13 protein-coding genes and 2 pseudogenes are annotated in these 15,824 nt (G+C 69.2%); 4 read left to right on the forward strand and 11 right to left on the reverse strand.

What is annotated here, in order from left to right; translation table 11 throughout:
* Positions 1-52 precede the first annotated feature (52 nt).
* A complete protein-coding gene (locus AC16DP_RS30445) occupies positions 53-982 on the forward strand; it encodes a sterol desaturase family protein (RefSeq protein WP_329731396.1) in 930 nt (309 codons plus the stop codon).
* 35 nt (positions 983-1,017) lie between these two features.
* Positions 1,018-2,370, forward strand: a complete 1,353-nt coding sequence (locus AC16DP_RS30450) for an Hsp20/alpha crystallin family protein (protein WP_329731397.1) — start codon at positions 1,018-1,020, stop codon at positions 2,368-2,370.
* An 11-nt stretch (positions 2,371-2,381) separates the two neighbouring features.
* Here the strand turns inward: AC16DP_RS30450 and AC16DP_RS30455 are convergent, their stop codons facing one another.
* The 9 genes and pseudogenes from AC16DP_RS30455 to AC16DP_RS30495 all read right to left on the reverse strand — a co-directional run bounded on the left by AC16DP_RS30455 (position 2,382) and on the right by AC16DP_RS30495 (position 10,929).
* Entirely contained in the window at positions 2,382-3,962 is a 1,581-nt protein-coding gene (locus tag AC16DP_RS30455; RefSeq protein ID WP_329731398.1) for a DUF1501 domain-containing protein, read from the reverse strand.
* A gap of 12 nt (positions 3,963-3,974) precedes the next feature.
* The gene (locus AC16DP_RS30460) at positions 3,975-5,015 is read right to left on the reverse strand and encodes a hypothetical protein (RefSeq protein WP_329731466.1); all 1,041 of its coding nucleotides are present in this window, start codon (positions 5,013-5,015) and stop codon (positions 3,975-3,977) included.
* Positions 5,015-5,695 carry a hypothetical protein gene (locus AC16DP_RS30465; RefSeq protein ID WP_329731470.1) on the reverse strand — a complete coding sequence of 227 codons (681 nt, stop codon included), beginning with the start codon at positions 5,693-5,695 and terminating at the stop codon, positions 5,015-5,017. Before AC16DP_RS30465 ends, AC16DP_RS30460 begins: the two co-directional genes overlap by 1 nt.
* Before the next feature lie 298 nt (positions 5,696-5,993).
* Positions 5,994-6,284 (reverse strand): annotated as a pseudogene (locus tag AC16DP_RS30470) (hypothetical protein); the annotation flags it as partial.
* A gap of 151 nt (positions 6,285-6,435) precedes the next feature.
* Positions 6,436-7,257: a TlpA family protein disulfide reductase gene (locus AC16DP_RS30475; RefSeq protein WP_329731399.1), complete on the reverse strand. Its 822-nt coding sequence runs from the start codon at positions 7,255-7,257 to the stop codon at positions 6,436-6,438.
* Between the two features lie 73 nt (positions 7,258-7,330).
* Positions 7,331-7,441 (reverse strand): annotated as a pseudogene (locus AC16DP_RS30480) (serine hydrolase); the annotation flags it as partial.
* 51 nt (positions 7,442-7,492) lie between these two features.
* The gene (locus AC16DP_RS30485; RefSeq protein WP_329731400.1) at positions 7,493-9,085 is read right to left on the reverse strand and encodes a serine/threonine protein kinase; all 1,593 of its coding nucleotides are present in this window, start codon (positions 9,083-9,085) and stop codon (positions 7,493-7,495) included.
* Between the two features lie 94 nt (positions 9,086-9,179).
* Positions 9,180-9,941 (reverse strand): ABC transporter permease, encoded by a 762-nt coding sequence (locus AC16DP_RS30490; protein ID WP_329731401.1) that lies wholly within the window; start codon positions 9,939-9,941, stop codon positions 9,180-9,182.
* 40 nt (positions 9,942-9,981) lie between these two features.
* Entirely contained in the window at positions 9,982-10,929 is a 948-nt protein-coding gene (locus AC16DP_RS30495; RefSeq protein WP_329731402.1) for an ABC transporter ATP-binding protein, read from the reverse strand.
* 317 nt (positions 10,930-11,246) lie between these two features.
* Between AC16DP_RS30495 and ettA the strand changes: the two genes are divergently transcribed.
* Positions 11,247-12,926 (forward strand): energy-dependent translational throttle protein EttA, encoded by a 1,680-nt coding sequence (ettA, locus tag AC16DP_RS30500; protein ID WP_329731403.1) that lies wholly within the window; start codon positions 11,247-11,249, stop codon positions 12,924-12,926.
* Between the two features lie 218 nt (positions 12,927-13,144).
* On the forward strand, positions 13,145-14,305 hold the full coding sequence (locus AC16DP_RS30505; RefSeq protein ID WP_329731404.1) for an ATP-grasp domain-containing protein: 1,161 nt from the start codon (positions 13,145-13,147) through the stop codon (positions 14,303-14,305).
* Between the two features lie 4 nt (positions 14,306-14,309).
* Here AC16DP_RS30505 and AC16DP_RS30510 read toward each other — a convergent pair whose 3' ends face one another.
* Complete coding sequence (locus AC16DP_RS30510) at positions 14,310-14,879, reverse strand: DUF2378 family protein (protein ID WP_329731405.1); 570 nt, start codon at positions 14,877-14,879, stop codon at positions 14,310-14,312.
* A gap of 10 nt (positions 14,880-14,889) precedes the next feature.
* The gene (locus AC16DP_RS30515; protein ID WP_329731406.1) at positions 14,890-15,663 is read right to left on the reverse strand and encodes an alpha/beta hydrolase; all 774 of its coding nucleotides are present in this window, start codon (positions 15,661-15,663) and stop codon (positions 14,890-14,892) included.
* Positions 15,664-15,824 lie beyond the last annotated feature (161 nt).

Below are 15,824 nucleotides of genomic sequence, written 5' to 3' on the forward strand. Positions count from 1 at the left end.
TGCGGACCCGTCGCTTGCTGTTCATCCGTGGGCGGTGTTAGGGCTGCCCGGCATGGGTGAGCTCCACGCGGCGTCCCGGTATATCGGTCTCCTCTCGCTGTCCGCGGCCCTCCTGGAAGCGCTGATGCTGAAGTTCGTCTTCAAGCGCTCGTACGACTGGCGCTCGGGCCTGGCCTCCATCGCGGTGGCGTTGATCCGCTCCGTCAACCTGTTCGTTCCCGTGGCGCTCGCGCTGCCGGGGGCGTACTGGCTCCAGAAGCACCGGCTCTTCGATGCCACGAGCCTGGGCGTGGGCTCGTGGGTCATCCTGTTCTTCGGCGTGGAGTTCCTCTACTACTGGTACCACCGGCTGGGGCACCGCACGCGCTGGTTCTGGCTCTCGCACGCGGTGCACCACACGCCCAACGAGCTCAACCTCACCACGGTGGCCCGGCTCGGCTGGACGAGCAAGATCACCGGCGCCTACGCCATCTTCGCGCCGCTGGCGCTGCTCGGCTTCTCGCCCGAGTCCATCCTCACCGCGTACAGCCTGAACCTGTCCTACCAGTTCTGGATCCACGCGGACTGGTTCCCCAAGCTGGGCCCGCTCGAGGGCATCCTCAACACGCCGTCGGCGCACCGCGTCCACCACGCGGCGAACCTCGAGTACCTGGATGCCAACTACGGCGGCGTGCTCCTCCTCTTCGACCGGCTGTTCGGCACCTATACCCCCGAGCGCGAGGACCTGCCGTGCCGGTACGGGCTGGTGCATCCGCTGCACACGTACAACCCGTTCAAGATCGCCCTGCATCAGTTCGGTCCGTTCCTGAAGGACCTGTGGAGTGCACGGAGCGCGCGCGAGGTGTTCGGCTACTTCTTCGCGCCGCCGGGCTGGCGGCCGGATGGCACGGGCGAGACCACCGAGGACATGCGGCGCAGGGCCGCGGCCGGGAAGCAGCAGGTGGTGGTGACCCAGGAGCCCGCGCCAGCGACCGCCGCGTAGCATTGGGGTAAGACGGGGGGCAGGAGGGGATTTCCATGCCGGAGAGCATCGATCTCAGCTCATGGCGTACGGGAGCGGAGGTCCACGAGTTGGAATGGCGCCAGGGCCGCTGGTCGCCCGCCACGGATGTGTCCGAGACGCCCGAGCAGCTCCTGTTCGAGGTGGAACTGCCAGGCCTGAATCAGCGGGACATCGAGCTGACCTTCGCCGGCACGCATCTCGTGCTCGAGGGGGTCCGCAATCCCCCCGCGGTGGAGGGACGGCTGCTGGTGGCGGAGCGCCAGTTCGGCCCCTTCAAGCGGGAGCTGCTCCTTCCCCGGGAGCTCGCGGAGGAGCCCGATGCGGGCTACCGCGACGGAGTCCTCACCATCCGCTTCCCGAAGCGAGGGCGCCCGGAGGGGATGGACACGGAGTCCCTGCCGGAGCCGGGACAGTGGCCGCCCATCGACGTGCTGGATACCGGGAGCGGGTTGATGCTGCTGGCGGACCTGCCGGGCGTTCCCCAGGCGGCGATCGACATGCGCTTCGAGGGGCGGACGCTGAGCCTGCGCGGGCGGCGGGAGGTGGAGACGCTGCTCCGGCGCTACCTCCAGTCCGGGCGGCGCGCGGGCGCTTTCTCCCGCTCCATCCTGCTGCCCGAGGGGATGGACGGCGAGCGCATCGAGGCCTCCTTCAAGGAGGGCGTGCTGTCCGTGACGCTGCCGGCGGGCGGGGCCACCGCGCGTCCCCGGAAGATGCTCGGGCGTTCCACCCGGCCTCCTCCCCAGGACCCGCTGCAGCAGCTCCGCGGAGAGCTGGAGGAGCTTCGCGCGCAGCACCAGTCCCTGCGCAACGAGATGGATGGCTTCTGGCTGGCGCTCGGGTGCGGGTTGCGGATCGCGCAGCTGCCCCTCCACCAGCATCTCCCGGTGGAGGTCTCCCTGCGCGACGGGGAGCCCGCCGTGCAGCGGCAGGTGATGGAGGCGGTGCGGCGGTTCGTGGAGTTCGCCGGCTTCGACGTCTGGCGGGAGTACCCCTCCGAGGGCGGGCCCTTCCTGGAGCGGTGGCAGGTGCGCACGCGCCGCAAGGAGAGCCAGCTCGAGCTCCAGCAGCGGGTGCTCCGCATGCAGGAGACGCTGGAGCTGGCCCGCTGGGGCGCGACGCAGGCGCAGGAGCCCCGGCCCGAGGACTTCCAGAACGCCGGGCATCAACAGCTCCCGGGGGAGGCCGCCGAGGCCTGGGCGGAGACCGTCTTCACGCTCGCCCAGGCCCTGCGCACGGCCGCCGCCGGGGCCTCGCTCCTGCTGGGCACGCTGTCCCTGGAGAAGCAGGAGATGGCCATGAACCTGCGCGCCCTGGGCGAGGAGGAGCTGTCCTCCCGCCTCAGGAGCTGGGCCGCGGCGGACTGAGGGCCCGCCGCCTACGCCTTGCGGAGGCCCACGACCTCCCCGTAGCCGCCGGGGATGAAGAACTCGTGGGTGTTCATGCCCATGATGCGCAGCGCGGTGGTGACGGCGTCCGCGGCCCTGGGCACGCGCTTCGAGGCCTGGCCGTTCTCCTCGATGATGTCCACCGGCACGCCGAGCCCGCGCGGGGTGTACGAGCCCACCTGCCGGTTGGCCGCCACGTTTCCACCCGCGAACATGACCGAGGTGTACGGGTGGTGGTCATCCGGCAGCGAGTAGCTGCCGTCGCTCGAGCGCGAGGCCCAGCTGCGGCCGAACTCGCTCATCACCAGCACGAGCGTGTCATCGAGCAGCGTCTTGCCCGGCTTGCCGGGAGCGGGCGCGGCCTTGAGCTCGCCGAGGAAGCGCGCGACGCAGTCCATGAGCCCGCGGCCGTGCGCGCAGCTGTAGCCGTGGCCGAAGCCGTTGTGCGTGTCGAAGTCGAGCTGCAGCGAGACGTGCACCGAGGTGCAGAGGTCCGACTTGAGCAGGCGCAACGCCAGGTCCATGCGCGGGTCCAGCCCGGTGAGGTGGAAGTTCGCCAGGCCGAACGAGTACGTGAAGGACTGGTTGGAGAGGTAGCTCGACATGTACGCGGGACGGTTGGCCGTCAGCGTGTCGATGCCCTTGGTGTTCTCCAACACGGACACCACGTCCGTCGCGAGCACGCGCGAGACGGACGCCAGCGAGCCATGCAGGCCCTCGAGGTAGTTGTCCACCTTCGCCGTCGAGCGGCCCATCATCCCCGGGGTGCGCGAGAGCGAGAAGCGCTCGATGATGTTCGTCTTCAGGGTGGCGCCGGTGGGCTGGCCGCGCGCGTCCACCTCGGCCGTCGCGGTGCGCGCATCGAGCCCCGTCCACCAGGGGTTGTCCGTGGGCTTCGAGGAGAGCTGCGGCTTGAGCGCCTGGATGGACGGAACGCGCACGGGTGAGGCGTGCGAGGGCAGTCCCATTCCAATGGGCGTGCCGCGCTCACCCGAGACGACCACGAAGGGCAGGGGCCGGCTCTCGCGGTACCTCTCGTACAGGTGGTTGGCGATGACGGAATGAACGGCGGGCGCCCGGTAGTCCGCCCCGGCGACACCGCTCATCGAGGCGATGAAGGCACTCGAGTGGTCGTTGCTGCCCTGGTCGATGCCGTGCAGCACGCTCACCTGCTCGTGCAGCGCGTAGTGCTGGAAGCCATACATGAGCGGGCTGTAGCCGCCGCGCGCGCCGGGGTTGGCGGGGTTCCACGACTGCCAGGTGCGCAGCGGCTTGTAGGGACCGTTGGCGGGCGCGAGGTTCACCACCTTGCTGGCGTCGAAGAAGACGGGCTCGCCGCTGTAGGTGGAGGGCGTGGGGACGGAGAGCGGAATGTCCGCGTCGTCCATCGGGGTGAAGTAGTACGCCGGCCGGTAGCCGCCCGGGATGTAGAGAACCACGAGCCGGGAGGGGACGTCGGTGTCCGCGGCGTGCGCGGCACTCGAGCCGAGCAGCCCCGCGCGCTCCAGGAGCGCGAACTGTCCCGCCCCGAGGGCCCACTTGAGCAGGGTGCGACGAGAAGTGGTCGTCATGGTGTCCTCGGTTCAGTAGGTGAGCCACAGCGGGTGACGGATGAGCGCCGCGCAGACGCCAATCCAGCCCAGGCGCGGGCTCTGCGCCTCGAGCGGGAGATAGACCTGCTCGAACAGCTGCCTGGCTTCCGCTTCCGAGGGCGGTTGTCCGAGCATGCGCAGGTAGAGCGCGCGCAGGTTCTTCTGCACGGCGTCCGGGTTCTTCGCGGTGGTGTCGGTGAGCGTCACGTAGCGCAGCACGGCCGTGTTGCCCTTCTTGTCCACCGCGCGCGCGCACCACGCCTGGGACATCTGCACCAGCGTCTGCGCGGCGGAGGGTCCGAAGCCCACGTCCTTCTTGCGGTACACGAGCGAGTTGCCGCCACCGAGCGCGTCGTACCGCTCGACGCTCCGGGAGTCGGAGACGTACTCGTTCGAGATGCCGGGGGACCAATCCCCGGGCCACACGAAGAGCTTGCCGCCATTCACCACGTACGCCTTGTTGCGCCAGTTGGGATCCGTGGTGCTGACGAAGTCCTCGAGCGTGAGCCCGAGCTGATCCATCAGGCTCACCACCATCTCCTCGGCGGAGAGCCAGCGGACGGAGAACGCCTGCGGATCCGCGACCTCCAGCCGCTCGGGCGGAGGAGGCAGCTCGCGAATCCAGGTCTTCACCTGGTCGATGGTCAGCGTGACGTGGCCGCTGGCGACCATCTCGTCGTAGCGCTGGCCCAGCGGCATCTGGCGGTAGCTTCCGGAGGCGGTGGCCTCGAGCAGCTGCACCAGCAGGCTGTTCTCGGGGTCTCCGCGCTTCACGTACCGCTCGTCGTACACGAGCCCGTTCTCGAAGGCGGTGAGCGAGGCGAAGAACGGCTTGTTGCCGGTGAGGTGGCAGCCCTCACACGCGGGCGCGAGCCCGAGCCGGATCTCATCGTTCCTGTTCACGGGGGCGCACGTCCCGCCATCGTCCGGGTTATCGGTGCCGCCCGGTGGTGGTTTCTCGGTGCAGGCCCCCACGGCGAGCGCCAGGGAGAGCAGCGCGGCGGTTCTCGGCATCCAACGCGGCGTACGCATCACAGACCCCTCCGCAGCTCGGGCTGCTCGAAGAGATAGCGGATGAAGGGACGGAGCTTGCGGTCGCGTGCGACGAACTCCTTCGCGAGCTTGTCGATGAAGTGCTTCTCGGAGGCCGGGTTCAGCTCCCGGCCGATGAACATGGCGTACAGCTTGCGCGTGGCGCAGCGGTCGAACTCGCCGGAGCGCACGAGCAGCTTGCCGAAGCCGAGCGGGCCCATGGTGCCGTCGCCGTGCATGCCGAGCAGCGTGTACGACTCGGGCATCGTGTCGAGCAGCACCGCCTCCGGATTGGCGGCGATCTGCTCGGGGGTGACGGGGGTGAGCACGGTGTTGGGAAGGAACGCGTTCCTCCACCGGTAGCCCGGGGAGGAGCCGTTGTGCGGATACTTGCCGGACAGCCACTCCTTGGTGATGCGCTGCTTGCCCACGCCCGGCATGAAGGGCCACGGGACGTAGTAGCTCGTGAACGGGGTGAAGTCCCACCGCTTGAAGGCGATGGCCGCGGGGTCGAGCGTCTTGTGGCAGTGCAGGCACGTTCCGCCGGTCGCGGGGTCCGTCTCGTACGGCGGGAAGTGCACGTCCGCGGGAGGCGGCGAGAAGCTCTGGCAGGCGAACATCTCGAGGAAGCGGGCGGCCCGGACGCGCTCGCGCGGGAACGAGGACAGCGCGCCCATCATGGTGGTTGGAGCCGGCCTTGCCGAGCACCTCGACGGTGGTTCCCGGGGCCCACCAGGGCTCGACCGAGTGCACCTCGGCCACGGCGGGATTGCCGTCCGGGTCCTGGTCGTTGCACAGCTTGCTCGGGGCCTTCGAGTCGTTCACGTGGTAGTACGCACCCGGGTGCAGGGTGTTGCCGGCGCACTTGTGGAGGTGGCCGGACATGTCACCCTGGTACGCGTCGCCGGAAGCACCGGTGGTGTACGCGCCCACCGCGAGCCACTCGTGCCCGAAGCGCAGCATGCGCTCGTAGAACTTCGGCGAGGCCAGTGCGTCCTCGAGCGTCGAGCTCAGGAGGGCCTCGCGCGCCTCGGGCGTGGCCGCGGACATCATCGCTTCGTATTGCTCGAGGGTCGGCGTGGTGCCGGTGAGCCCGAGCAGGATGCGCCGCATGAGCCGCGTGTCGCTCATCCGGTCATTGGGGGGTTCGACCTCTGTTGGAGCCTCGGGGCCGCATTGCTGGGCGTGCGCCTGGGTTCCGGCAATGCCTGAGATCGCGAACATCACGGCCATCATGGCCGCGCGCTTCGAGTGCAAATGCCAGTGCATGCTTCGACCCTAATGGTGTCGATATTTGCGAGTAAATAAGGGTTTCCGGGTATGCGGGTCGAGGAAGGCCGCGAGGGCACGCGGACCCGGTGCGCTCGGCCGTGCGCGGTATCACGTGTCGAGAAACCACGAGTCCTCTGGGAGAGGGGACTCAGCGCAGCAGGACCTGCTCGATGTGGGCCGCGAGCGAGCTGGGGTGGAGCTTGCCGGGGGACTCCGCCACCAGCTTCCCCTTGTCATCGAGCAGGGCGAGATACGGGATGTTGTTCGGGTACGTCCCTCCGAAGTCATCCACCACGCGCGCGAGGCTCTCGGGCTCATGGGGCGCGGCGCGCAGGGGCGTGAACACGGGGGGCGACCGCTGCAGATACCGGACGAGCTCGGACTCATCCGTGTCGAGCGAGAGGCCCACCACCTCCAGGCCCTGTTCACGGTAGTTGAGGGCCACCGCGTTCACGGTGGGGAACATCTTCCGGCAGGACGAGCACGACGAGGCGTAGACGAAGACGAGCGTGGCCTTGTTCCCCGTGCGCGTCCGCTCCAGCAGCGCGTCCACCTCCACGGTCTCGACGCGGCCGTTGAAGCCCGGAAGCTCGCGAGGTTTCTCCTCCTCGCTGGCGTCACCCGCGCTGGCCACCTTCAGCCCCGCGATCCCGGCGAGGTCGTCCGCCACCTTGGACTTCATCGCCTCCTGCTCCGTCAGGACACGCTGCCGCTCCTGGGCGATGCGCGCGAGCAGCCGGGAGGCCGCCTCCGCATCCATGCTCTGGGGAGGCACCCGGTGCAGCAGCTCCTCGATCGTCGTCATCTCCGGGTCGACATAGGCCAGGTCCGACTTCGTGGCCGTCAGCCGCCCGAAGGCGAGGTAGGCCTGGGTGTACTCCTCGGAGGGCTTCCTCTTCGTGCCGCAGGCGAGGCCCGTCATCAACAGCAGGCACGCGAGCAGCGAACGGGAGCGGAGCGATGGAGACATGTCTCCCCCAGTCTAGCGCGCGTTGGGGAAGGTCTCGAAGGGCCAGGGAGTCGCCCCGGGGCTGGCGAGCCACAGGTGCGGGGAAGCCGGGGAGCACCTCGGCCACCCGGTCGTCGTAGCGGAGCCTGCCCTCCTCGACGAGCCGCAGGATGGCCATGGCCGTGAACTGCTTGACCCCCTCCATACCTCACACCGTCCCGGCACACCGTCCCTCACCCGGAGGGACAGGGGCGGGTCAACGGCCCATCTTGATGTCCAGCGCGGGGTTGCGGCGTGGCGGCTTCTGCGCCGAGACCTTCGGGGTGAGCTTCACCGAGAACCCGGGCGCGTCGTCGGCGGACACCCAGCGCTCCGCCGTCTCGTAGTTGTCCAGCTTCAGCGCCACCTTCACCGGCTGCGCGGGGAGCGGCAGCTCCATCGGCGTCGGGCCGTACTGCTTCCCATCCACCTCCACCAACGCGCCCGCCGGCTCCGAGAGCACCTTCAGCAGCTTCGCGGGCGGGGGCTCCTCCTGCGCGGTCTGCCCGGTGGAGGGCGGCTCGGTCCGCGTCCGCACCACCGGGGCGGGCTCCGTCACCGGCTGCACCTCGGCCGGCTGCTGGCGCAACATGACGATCGCCGCCCCCGCGCACACCAGCAGCGTGCCCACGCTGGCCAGGAGGGCCACCCGCGGGATGCGCCGCTTGGGCTCGGGAACCGGTGGAATCGACAGCGTCTGGGGGCCGCGGCTGTTCGTCAGCGGCCGGGGCGGCGGAACGACGGGCGTTCCCGTCCCCCCCGGGGTGGGAAGCTTCGGGCCCGCGGGCTGATGCGATTGCGAGCGCACGCTGCTGCGCGACGAGTTGGACTTCGAGTCCAGGTCCGCGTCCTCGGCGAGCTGATCCAGGTTGGCGGGATCCGACTCGCGCGTGATGCGCTCGGTGTACAGGTCCCTCAGGTACGCGGACAGGTGCGCGTTGCTGGCCGGCAACCGGTACTGGAGGATGTAGTCCTCGATGGCCAGGCGGAAGGCCCCGCAGTCCGGGAAGCGCCCCTCCGGCGTGGGTGCCAGCGCCCGGAGCACCAGCTCGTCCACGCTCGGCGGCAGCTTCGGGTTGAGCTGCGTGGGCGGCGGCACCTGGCAGTCGCGCACCAGCCGCAGCGTCATCAGGTCCGACTCGCCCTTGAACAGGCGCCGGCCCGTCAGCATCTCCCAGAGCACCACGCCCAGGGCGAACAAGTCACTGCGCCCATCCACCGGCTGGCCGTTGGCCTGCTCGGGAGACATGTACGGGTACTTGCCCTTGAGCACCCCGGTGGCCGTGTTGGACGCGCTTCCCGCCGCCTTGGCCACGCCGAAGTCGATGACCTTCACGCCTCCGTCGAAGCCCACCAGGATGTTCTGCGGCGACACGTCCCGGTGCACCAGCTGCAGCGGCTGGCCCTGCGGGTTGCGCGCCTGGTGCGCGTAGTGCAGCCCCGCCGCGGCCTCCGCGATGATGCGCAGCACCAGCCCCACCGGCAGCGGCTTGCCCTGCGCCCGCGCGAACTTCTCCAGCCGGCGCACGTCGTCGCCCTGCACGTACTCCATGGCCAGGCAGTGCCGGCCGTCGATCTCCGTCAGCTCCAGGATGGTGATGAGGTTGGGGTGCGCCAGCCGGGCCACCAGCCGCGCCTCCTCCAGGAACATCGCGAGGAAGTCCTCATCCTCGGCCAGGTGCGGCAGGATGAGCTTGAGGACGACGAGTCTCTCCAGACCCGCGCCTCGCTCCAGCGCCAGGAACACCTGTCCCATCCCGCCGGAGGCAATCTTGCGCAGCAATTGGTACTTGCCGAAGGCAACAGCCATGACGCAACACAATAACCCGGCTTCTGAGAATCAGCGAATGTCCTCGCCGCGACATTCTGTCGCGGGAGCAGGCAGGCAACCGAGCGTTGGCCACTCAGGCTTTCAGTTTGTAGCCAGAGCGTAACGCGGCCCACGCCACGCCCGTGGCCAGCAGGGCGACAGCCACGAGGATGCTGGCGCCCAACAGCGGAGAGAAGCCGCTCTGGCCCAGCATGCCGTAGCGCAGCCCCTCCACCATGTAGACCATGGGGTTGAAGAGGCTGATGTGATTCCAGGGCGAGGGCAGCTCGCGCACCGAGTAGAAGATGCCGCCCAGGAAGGTGAGCGGCAGCATCACGAAGGTGGGGAAGAAGTTGATCTGCTCGAACTTCTCGGCCCACACGGCGGCCAATATCCCCAGCACGCTGAAGGTGTACGAGGACAGCAGCAGGAAGAGGAGCGCGGCGGGGGCGTGCTCCAGGCGGAAGCCGGTGAAGAGCGTGGCCACCGCCCAGGTGAGCCCGCCCACCATCAGCCCGCGCACCATGGCCCCGCCGATGAAGCCGGCCATCAGCTCCAGCGGCCCCAGCGGCGCCACCAGCAGGTCCACCACCGTGCCCTGAATCTTGGTGATGAAGAGCGAGGAGCTGCTGTTGAGGAAGGCGTTGTTGGCCAGGCCCATGAAGACGAGGCCCGGGACGATGAACTGCAGGTAGGGCACGCCCTCCACCTCGTGCACTCGCCCGGAGAGCGAGTAGCCGAAGACGAGGAAGTAGAGCGAGGTGCTGATGAGCGGCGAGAGGACCGTCTGGCCCGGCACGCGCATGAAGCGGCGGACCTCCTTGGCCAGCAGGGACTTCATCCCAATCGTGTTCATGTGGTCGTCGTGGGAAGTCGTGAGGAGTCGGGTGGGGCGCTCAGGCGGCGCCAGCGGCGGCGGGCTTGCCGCGCAGGATGTCGATGAGGATGTCCTCGAGGCGCGAGTGGCGCGTCTCCACGTTCCCCACCGGGAGTCCCTGGGTGTAGAGCGTGCGGAGGATGTCCCCGGCGGGAGCACAGCCCTCGCGCTCGGGGTAGGTGACGGTGCGGCCGTCGGCGGAGAGCGTGGCGCCCGCCTTGCGCACGGACTCGGGCAGCGGCGTGGTGACGGGCTCGGTGAAGGTGACGATGAGGCGCTTCTCGCCCAGCCGGCGCAGCAGCGCCTTCTTTTCCTCCACCAGCAGCAGCTTGCCCTCGTTGATGACGCCCACCCGGTCCGCCAGCTCCTCGGCCTCCTCGAGGTAGTGCGTGGTGAGGACGATGGTGGTGCCCTCGGACGCCAGCTTGCGCACGTAGTTCCACAGGTCCCGGCGCAGCTCCACGTCCACGCCCGCGGTGGGCTCGTCCAGGAAGACGAGCCGCGGCTTGTGCACCAGCGCCTTGGCGATCAGCAGCCGGCGCTTCATGCCGCCCGACAGCGCCCGCGTGAGCGAGTCCGCCTTGTTCCGCAGGTTGAGCGCGGTGAGCACCTCCATCACCCGCGCCTCGTCCCGCTTCTGCCCGTAGTAGCCCTGCTGGATGTAGAGTGACTCGGCCACCGAGAAGAAGGGATCGAAGTTGATCTCCTGCGGCACCAGGCCCACCTCGTAGCGCGGGCGCACCGGGTCGTCGTCCAGGTCGTGCCCGAAGACGAGAATCTTGCCGCTCGTCTTCTTCACCAGCCCGCAGACCGAGCCGATGAGCGTCGTCTTGCCGGCACCGTTGGGGCCGAGCAGGGCGAAGATCTCCCCGGGGCGGATGGTGAGGTTGACGTCGGTGAGGGCCGTGAGCTTGCCGCCGTAGTTCTTGGTGAGGCCGCGGAGCTCGAGCGCGGGTGTGGAGGACATGGTGGAGGACGCCTTTACCACCCCCAGGGCCGCCGGGAAGTCCCGAGCACGTTTCCGTGACGCGGGAGGGGGGAGGGGGGTCCCGGGTGGCGCGGAGCGTCGAGGGGGGGGATCCCGGCTGGAGGGCAGGGGGGCTCGGGAGAGCGGGGGAGGGGAGGACGCGGGGCGCGGCGTGGGCTGTTCTGGGTCGGAAGGGGCGGAACCCCGGGAAACCCGCGTCCTGTATCGCGAGCGGGCGGCCGAGCGCCTTGAGCCCGCCGCGGCTCCCTGGTATCCGCCAGCGTCTACGTCACCGAGTCGGAGGCAGAAAGAGCACGATGGCCCAGAATTTCATCTTCACCATGCAGGACCTGCGCAAGGTCAAGGGCGGCAAGGACATCCTGAAGGGGATCTACCTGTCGTTCTTCCCGGGCGCGAAGATTGGCGTCATCGGTCCCAACGGCTCCGGTAAGTCGACGCTGCTGCGCATCATGGCGGGCGTGGACACGGAGTTCTTCGGCACGGCGAAGCCGGACCCGAGCGCGCGCGTGGGCTACCTGGCGCAGGAGCCGCAGCTGGATCCCACGCTGGACGTGAAGGGCAACGTGGAGCTGGGCCTCAAGCCCATCCGCACGCTGCTGGACCGCTTCAACGAGGTGAGCGCGAAGTTCTCCGAGCCCATGGACGACGCGCAGATGGAGAAGCTGCTGGCCGAGCAGGGCAAGCTGCAGGACGCCATCGACGCGTGCAACGGCTGGGAGCTGGACCGGACCCTGGAGATGGCCATGGACGCGCTGCGTCTGCCGCCCGGGGACGCGGACGTGACGAAGCTGTCCGGCGGTGAGAAGCGCCGCGTGGCGCTGTGCCGGATTCTGTTGGAGAAGCCGGACCTGCTGCTGCTCGACGAGCCCACCAACCACCTGGACGCCGAGAGCGTGGCGTGGCTGGAGCAGGCCCTGAAGGAGTACAAGGGCACCATCGTCTGCATCACGCACGACCGCTACTTCCTGGACAACGCGGCCGAGTGGATCCTGGAGCTGGACCGCGGCGAGGGCGTGCCCTGGAAGGGCAACTACTCGAGCTGGCTGGAGCAGAAGCAGAAGCGGCTGGAGCTGGAGGAGAAGTCGGAGAGCGCGCGGCAGAAGACGCTCAAGCGCGAGCTGGAGTGGGTGCGCGCGTCGCCCAAGGCGCGTCAGGCCAAGAGCAAGGCGCGTATCTCGGCGTACGAGGATCTGCTCAACCAGACGCAGGAGAAGCGAGACCCGACGGGCGAGGTGACGATTCCGCCGGGGCCGCCGCTGCGCGGGCTGGTGGTGGAGGCCAAGGGGCTGCGCAAGGCGTTCGGGGAGCGGCTGCTCATCGACGACCTGAACTTCCGGCTGCCGCCCGGTGGCATCGTGGGAGTGATTGGCCCCAACGGCGCGGGCAAGACGACGCTCTTCCGGATGCTCACGGGCGTGGAGAAGCCGGACGCGGGCGAGCTGCGCGTGGGCGAGAACGTGAAGATGGCGTACGTGGACCAGAGCCGCGACGCGCTGAACGGGGACAAGAGCGTCTTCGAGGAAGTGAGCGGCGGGCTGGACTACATCGACCTGGGCCGTGCGGGGCAGATGCCGAGCCGCGCGTACCTGGCGGGGTTCGCGTTCAAGGGACAGGATCAGCAGAAGCGGGTGAAGGACCTGTCGGGCGGCGAGCGCAACCGGGTGCACCTGGCGAAGATGCTCAAGAGCGGCGGCAACCTGCTGCTGCTGGACGAGCCGACGAACGACCTGGACGTGGAGACGCTGCGGAGCCTGGAGGAGGCGCTGCTGAACTTCGCGGGGTGCGCGGTGGTGATCAGCCACGACCGTTGGTTCCTGGACCGCATCGCCACGCACATCCTGGCGTTCGAGGGAGACAGCCGGGCGTTCTTCTTCGAGGGCAACTTCCAGGACTACGAGGCGGACAAGAAGAAGCGCCTGGGCCCCGAGGCCCTGGAGCCGCACCGCATCCGCTACCGCCCGCTCACGAAGAGCTGAGCGAAGCACGGTGAACCCCTCCCTCTCCCGAGCGGAGAGGGAGTTGACTCGGGGCTCGACCCGGGGCCCGGATACCCTCACCCCGTCCCTCTCCCGGAGGGCGAGGGGAGGTTCACTCCCGGATTCCTCCTCGACGTGGGCCCTGGCCCGGAAGTGGGCGCCGCCCCGGGTCGCGCTATGGTGCCACGCCGAGCAAGAGGCCTCGCCCGAGCCCGTCCATGAACGTCGTCTTCATCTCCCCCCACTTCCCTCCTCAGTTCTTCCACTTCGTCTCCGCCCTGCGTGAGCGCGGCGTCAAGGTCCTGGGCATCGGCGACACCCCCTATGACTCCCTCCGCCATGAGCTCCGGGAGTCCCTCTCCGAGTACTTCTTCACCCCCAACCTCAACGACTACGACGCCCTCCTGCGCGCCACCGGCTACCTCACCTGGCGCCACGGCCGCATCGATCGCATCGAGTCGCTCAACGAGACATGGCTCGAGGTCGAGGCCCGCCTCCGCGAGGACTTCCACGTCCCCGGCCTCCTCCCCGCCGACATCGCCCGCCTGCGCACCAAGATGGGCATGCACGATGTCTTCAAGCAGGCCGGCGTCGCCCACCCCAGTTGCATCCCCGTCAAGGACGCCGCCGGGGTGAAGGCCTTCGCCCAGAACGTCGGCTACCCGCTCGTCCTCAAGCCCGACGTCGGCGTCGGCGCCGCCAGCACCTTCAAGGTCTCCTCCGATGCCGAGGTCGATGCCGCCCTGAAGGAGCCCCTCCCCCACTACGTCGCCCAGGCCTTCGTGCGCGGCGCCATCGTCACCTATGACGGCATCGTGGACCGCGAGGGCCACATCGTCTTCCGCCTCAGCCACGAGTACAGCGATGGCGTCATGGAGGTGGTCCTCGAGCAGCGCGACATCTCCTTCTGGAGCCTCAAGGAGATTCCTCCCGCCCTCGAGACGCTCGGCCGCCGCGCCGTGGCCGCGCTCGGTCTGCGCGAGCGCTGGTTCCACCTCGAGTTCTTCCGCCTCTCCGATGGCAGCTTCGTCGCCCTCGAGGCCAACCTGCGTCCGCCCGGCGGCTTCATGACGGACCAGATGAACTACGCCTGCGACATGGACGTCTACCGCCTCTGGGCCCGCCTCCTCACCGGCGATGACCTGCGCGACTTCCGCTACACGCCCAAGTACCACGTGTGCCACGTCGCCCGGCGCGCCTCCCGCCGCTACCGCTACTCCCACGCGGAGCTGGTGGCGAAGCTCGGCGACGCGCTCCTGCTCCACCGCGAGCTGCCCGCCGTCTACCACAACGCCATGGGCAACGAGATGTACCTCACCCGCTACGACAACCTCGCCGCCACCCAGGACGCCATCCGGCTCATCCAGGCCACCGTCTGACGCCTCAGCGCTCCTTCCAGCGCAGGAGGTACACCGTTCCCTCCTCCTCCCTGCGCACGATGGACGCGTGGGGCTCCACCGCCCCGCTCGCCTTCAGGAAGCTCACGAAGAGCGCCTCGGCATAACCCGGCGCGTCCAGCACCGAGTTCATCCACATCTCCCACAGGCCGGGCTCCAACTCCTCGAGCCGCACCTCGGTGTAGTTGTCTCCGCCGCGCAGCGCCTGCACCATCTGCCGCACCGTGCGCTTGGGCCCGAGCAGCCGCAACAGCCGCATCATCGCCTTGCCCACCAGCGTCTGCCCGTAGCCCTCCACGTGGTGCGCCGCCAGCCGCCGGAAGCCCTCCTCGCGCGGCACGCCCGGGTACACCTCCTCCAGGATGATGTGGAGGCAGTGCGTCCACTGGCTCACCGGGTAGGCCGGCAACAGCGGCCGGTCCAGGTCCAACCCCACCTGCCTCAGCCGCTCGCGCAGCCGCGGCGTCACGCGCTCCCCCACGCCGTGACGCAGCAGTCCCTCCACCACCTGGACGAAGACCCTCCGGTCCTCGACTCTGACCTCGCGGGGCTTCACCCGGGCCTCGTCAGCCGAGCAGCCAGTTCATCGCCACCGGCAGCCGACGCTGCCAGGCCGCCTCGTGGTGCAGCCCCTCCGGCTCCAGCACCAGCGCCAGCTCGTGGTCCGCGTACCCCAGCTGCTTGAGGTGGACGTAGAAGTCGCGCGTCGCCTCGCCGTAGGGCAGCGGCACGCCTCCGGGGTTGATCCACTCGTGCGTCCCGGCGTCCAGGTAGATGCGCGACCAGCGCCGGCTGTGGGACGTCCAGTGCTCGAAGAGCTTGTACTCGCTCCACATCACCGAGGGCGACAGCGCGCCGATGCGGCCGAACACCTCCGGGTACTTCCAGCCGAGGTACAGCGACATCAGCCCGCCCAGCGACGAGCCCATGATGGCCGTCCACTCGGAGCCCTGGCGCGTGCGGTACATGCCATCCACGTACGGCTTGAGCGTCTCGACGATGAAGCGGGCGTAGACGTCCCCCCGGGCCCGCACGTTGGCGCGTCCCTCGTTCCAGGGCGAGTACTCCTCCAGCCGCCCGGGGCCCGAGTCCACGGCCACGATGATCCACGGCTCCGCCCGGCCCTCGTCCACCATCCGCTCCAGCGTGAGGTTGGCACACCAGGTGTCGAAGACGGCCGACTCGGGATGGGCGAACACGTTCTGCCCGTCGTGCATGTAGAGGACGGGGAACCGGTGGTGGGGGGCCTGCTCGTACCCGTCCGGCGTGTAGATGCGCACGGTGCGGGTGAAGCCCTCCTGCGGGGATGCGAAGTCTCGGATGATGTGCACGTGACCCATGGAACGCCGGTGAGAAGCCTGTCGCAACGATAGATGGCCCCGCGCTCCCGGCCAACCCTCTCCGGGATGGAACCCCGACGCCGCCAGTGTGGGCGGACGGAGGTTTGGGTCCGCGGCCTGGATGGGCGTTTCCCGCCCGGGACACCTCGCGGGTGGGGTCC

The organism is Archangium sp. (assembly GCF_057119385.1).

Excerpts from the sequence above, each read along its gene's own strand:
- AC16DP_RS30445 (WP_329731396.1), top strand. The coding sequence starts at position 53 with ATGGGTGAGCTCCACGCGGCGTCCCGGTATATCGGTCTCCTCTCGCTG.
- AC16DP_RS30450 (WP_329731397.1), top strand. The coding sequence starts at position 1,018 with ATGCCGGAGAGCATCGATCTCAGCTCATGGCGTACGGGAGCGGAGGTC.
- AC16DP_RS30455 (WP_329731398.1), bottom strand. The coding sequence starts at position 3,962 with ATGACGACCACTTCTCGTCGCACCCTGCTCAAGTGGGCCCTCGGGGCG.
- AC16DP_RS30460 (WP_329731466.1), bottom strand. The coding sequence starts at position 5,015 with ATGCGTACGCCGCGTTGGATGCCGAGAACCGCCGCGCTGCTCTCCCTG.
- AC16DP_RS30465 (WP_329731470.1), bottom strand. The coding sequence starts at position 5,695 with ATGATGGGCGCGCTGTCCTCGTTCCCGCGCGAGCGCGTCCGGGCCGCC.
- AC16DP_RS30475 (WP_329731399.1), bottom strand. The coding sequence starts at position 7,257 with ATGTCTCCATCGCTCCGCTCCCGTTCGCTGCTCGCGTGCCTGCTGTTG.
- AC16DP_RS30485 (WP_329731400.1), bottom strand. The coding sequence starts at position 9,085 with ATGGCTGTTGCCTTCGGCAAGTACCAATTGCTGCGCAAGATTGCCTCC.
- AC16DP_RS30490 (WP_329731401.1), bottom strand. The coding sequence starts at position 9,941 with ATGAACACGATTGGGATGAAGTCCCTGCTGGCCAAGGAGGTCCGCCGC.
- AC16DP_RS30495 (WP_329731402.1), bottom strand. The coding sequence starts at position 10,929 with ATGTCCTCCACACCCGCGCTCGAGCTCCGCGGCCTCACCAAGAACTAC.
- ettA (WP_329731403.1), top strand. The coding sequence starts at position 11,247 with ATGGCCCAGAATTTCATCTTCACCATGCAGGACCTGCGCAAGGTCAAG.
- AC16DP_RS30505 (WP_329731404.1), top strand. The coding sequence starts at position 13,145 with ATGAACGTCGTCTTCATCTCCCCCCACTTCCCTCCTCAGTTCTTCCAC.
- AC16DP_RS30515 (WP_329731406.1), bottom strand. The coding sequence starts at position 15,663 with ATGGGTCACGTGCACATCATCCGAGACTTCGCATCCCCGCAGGAGGGC.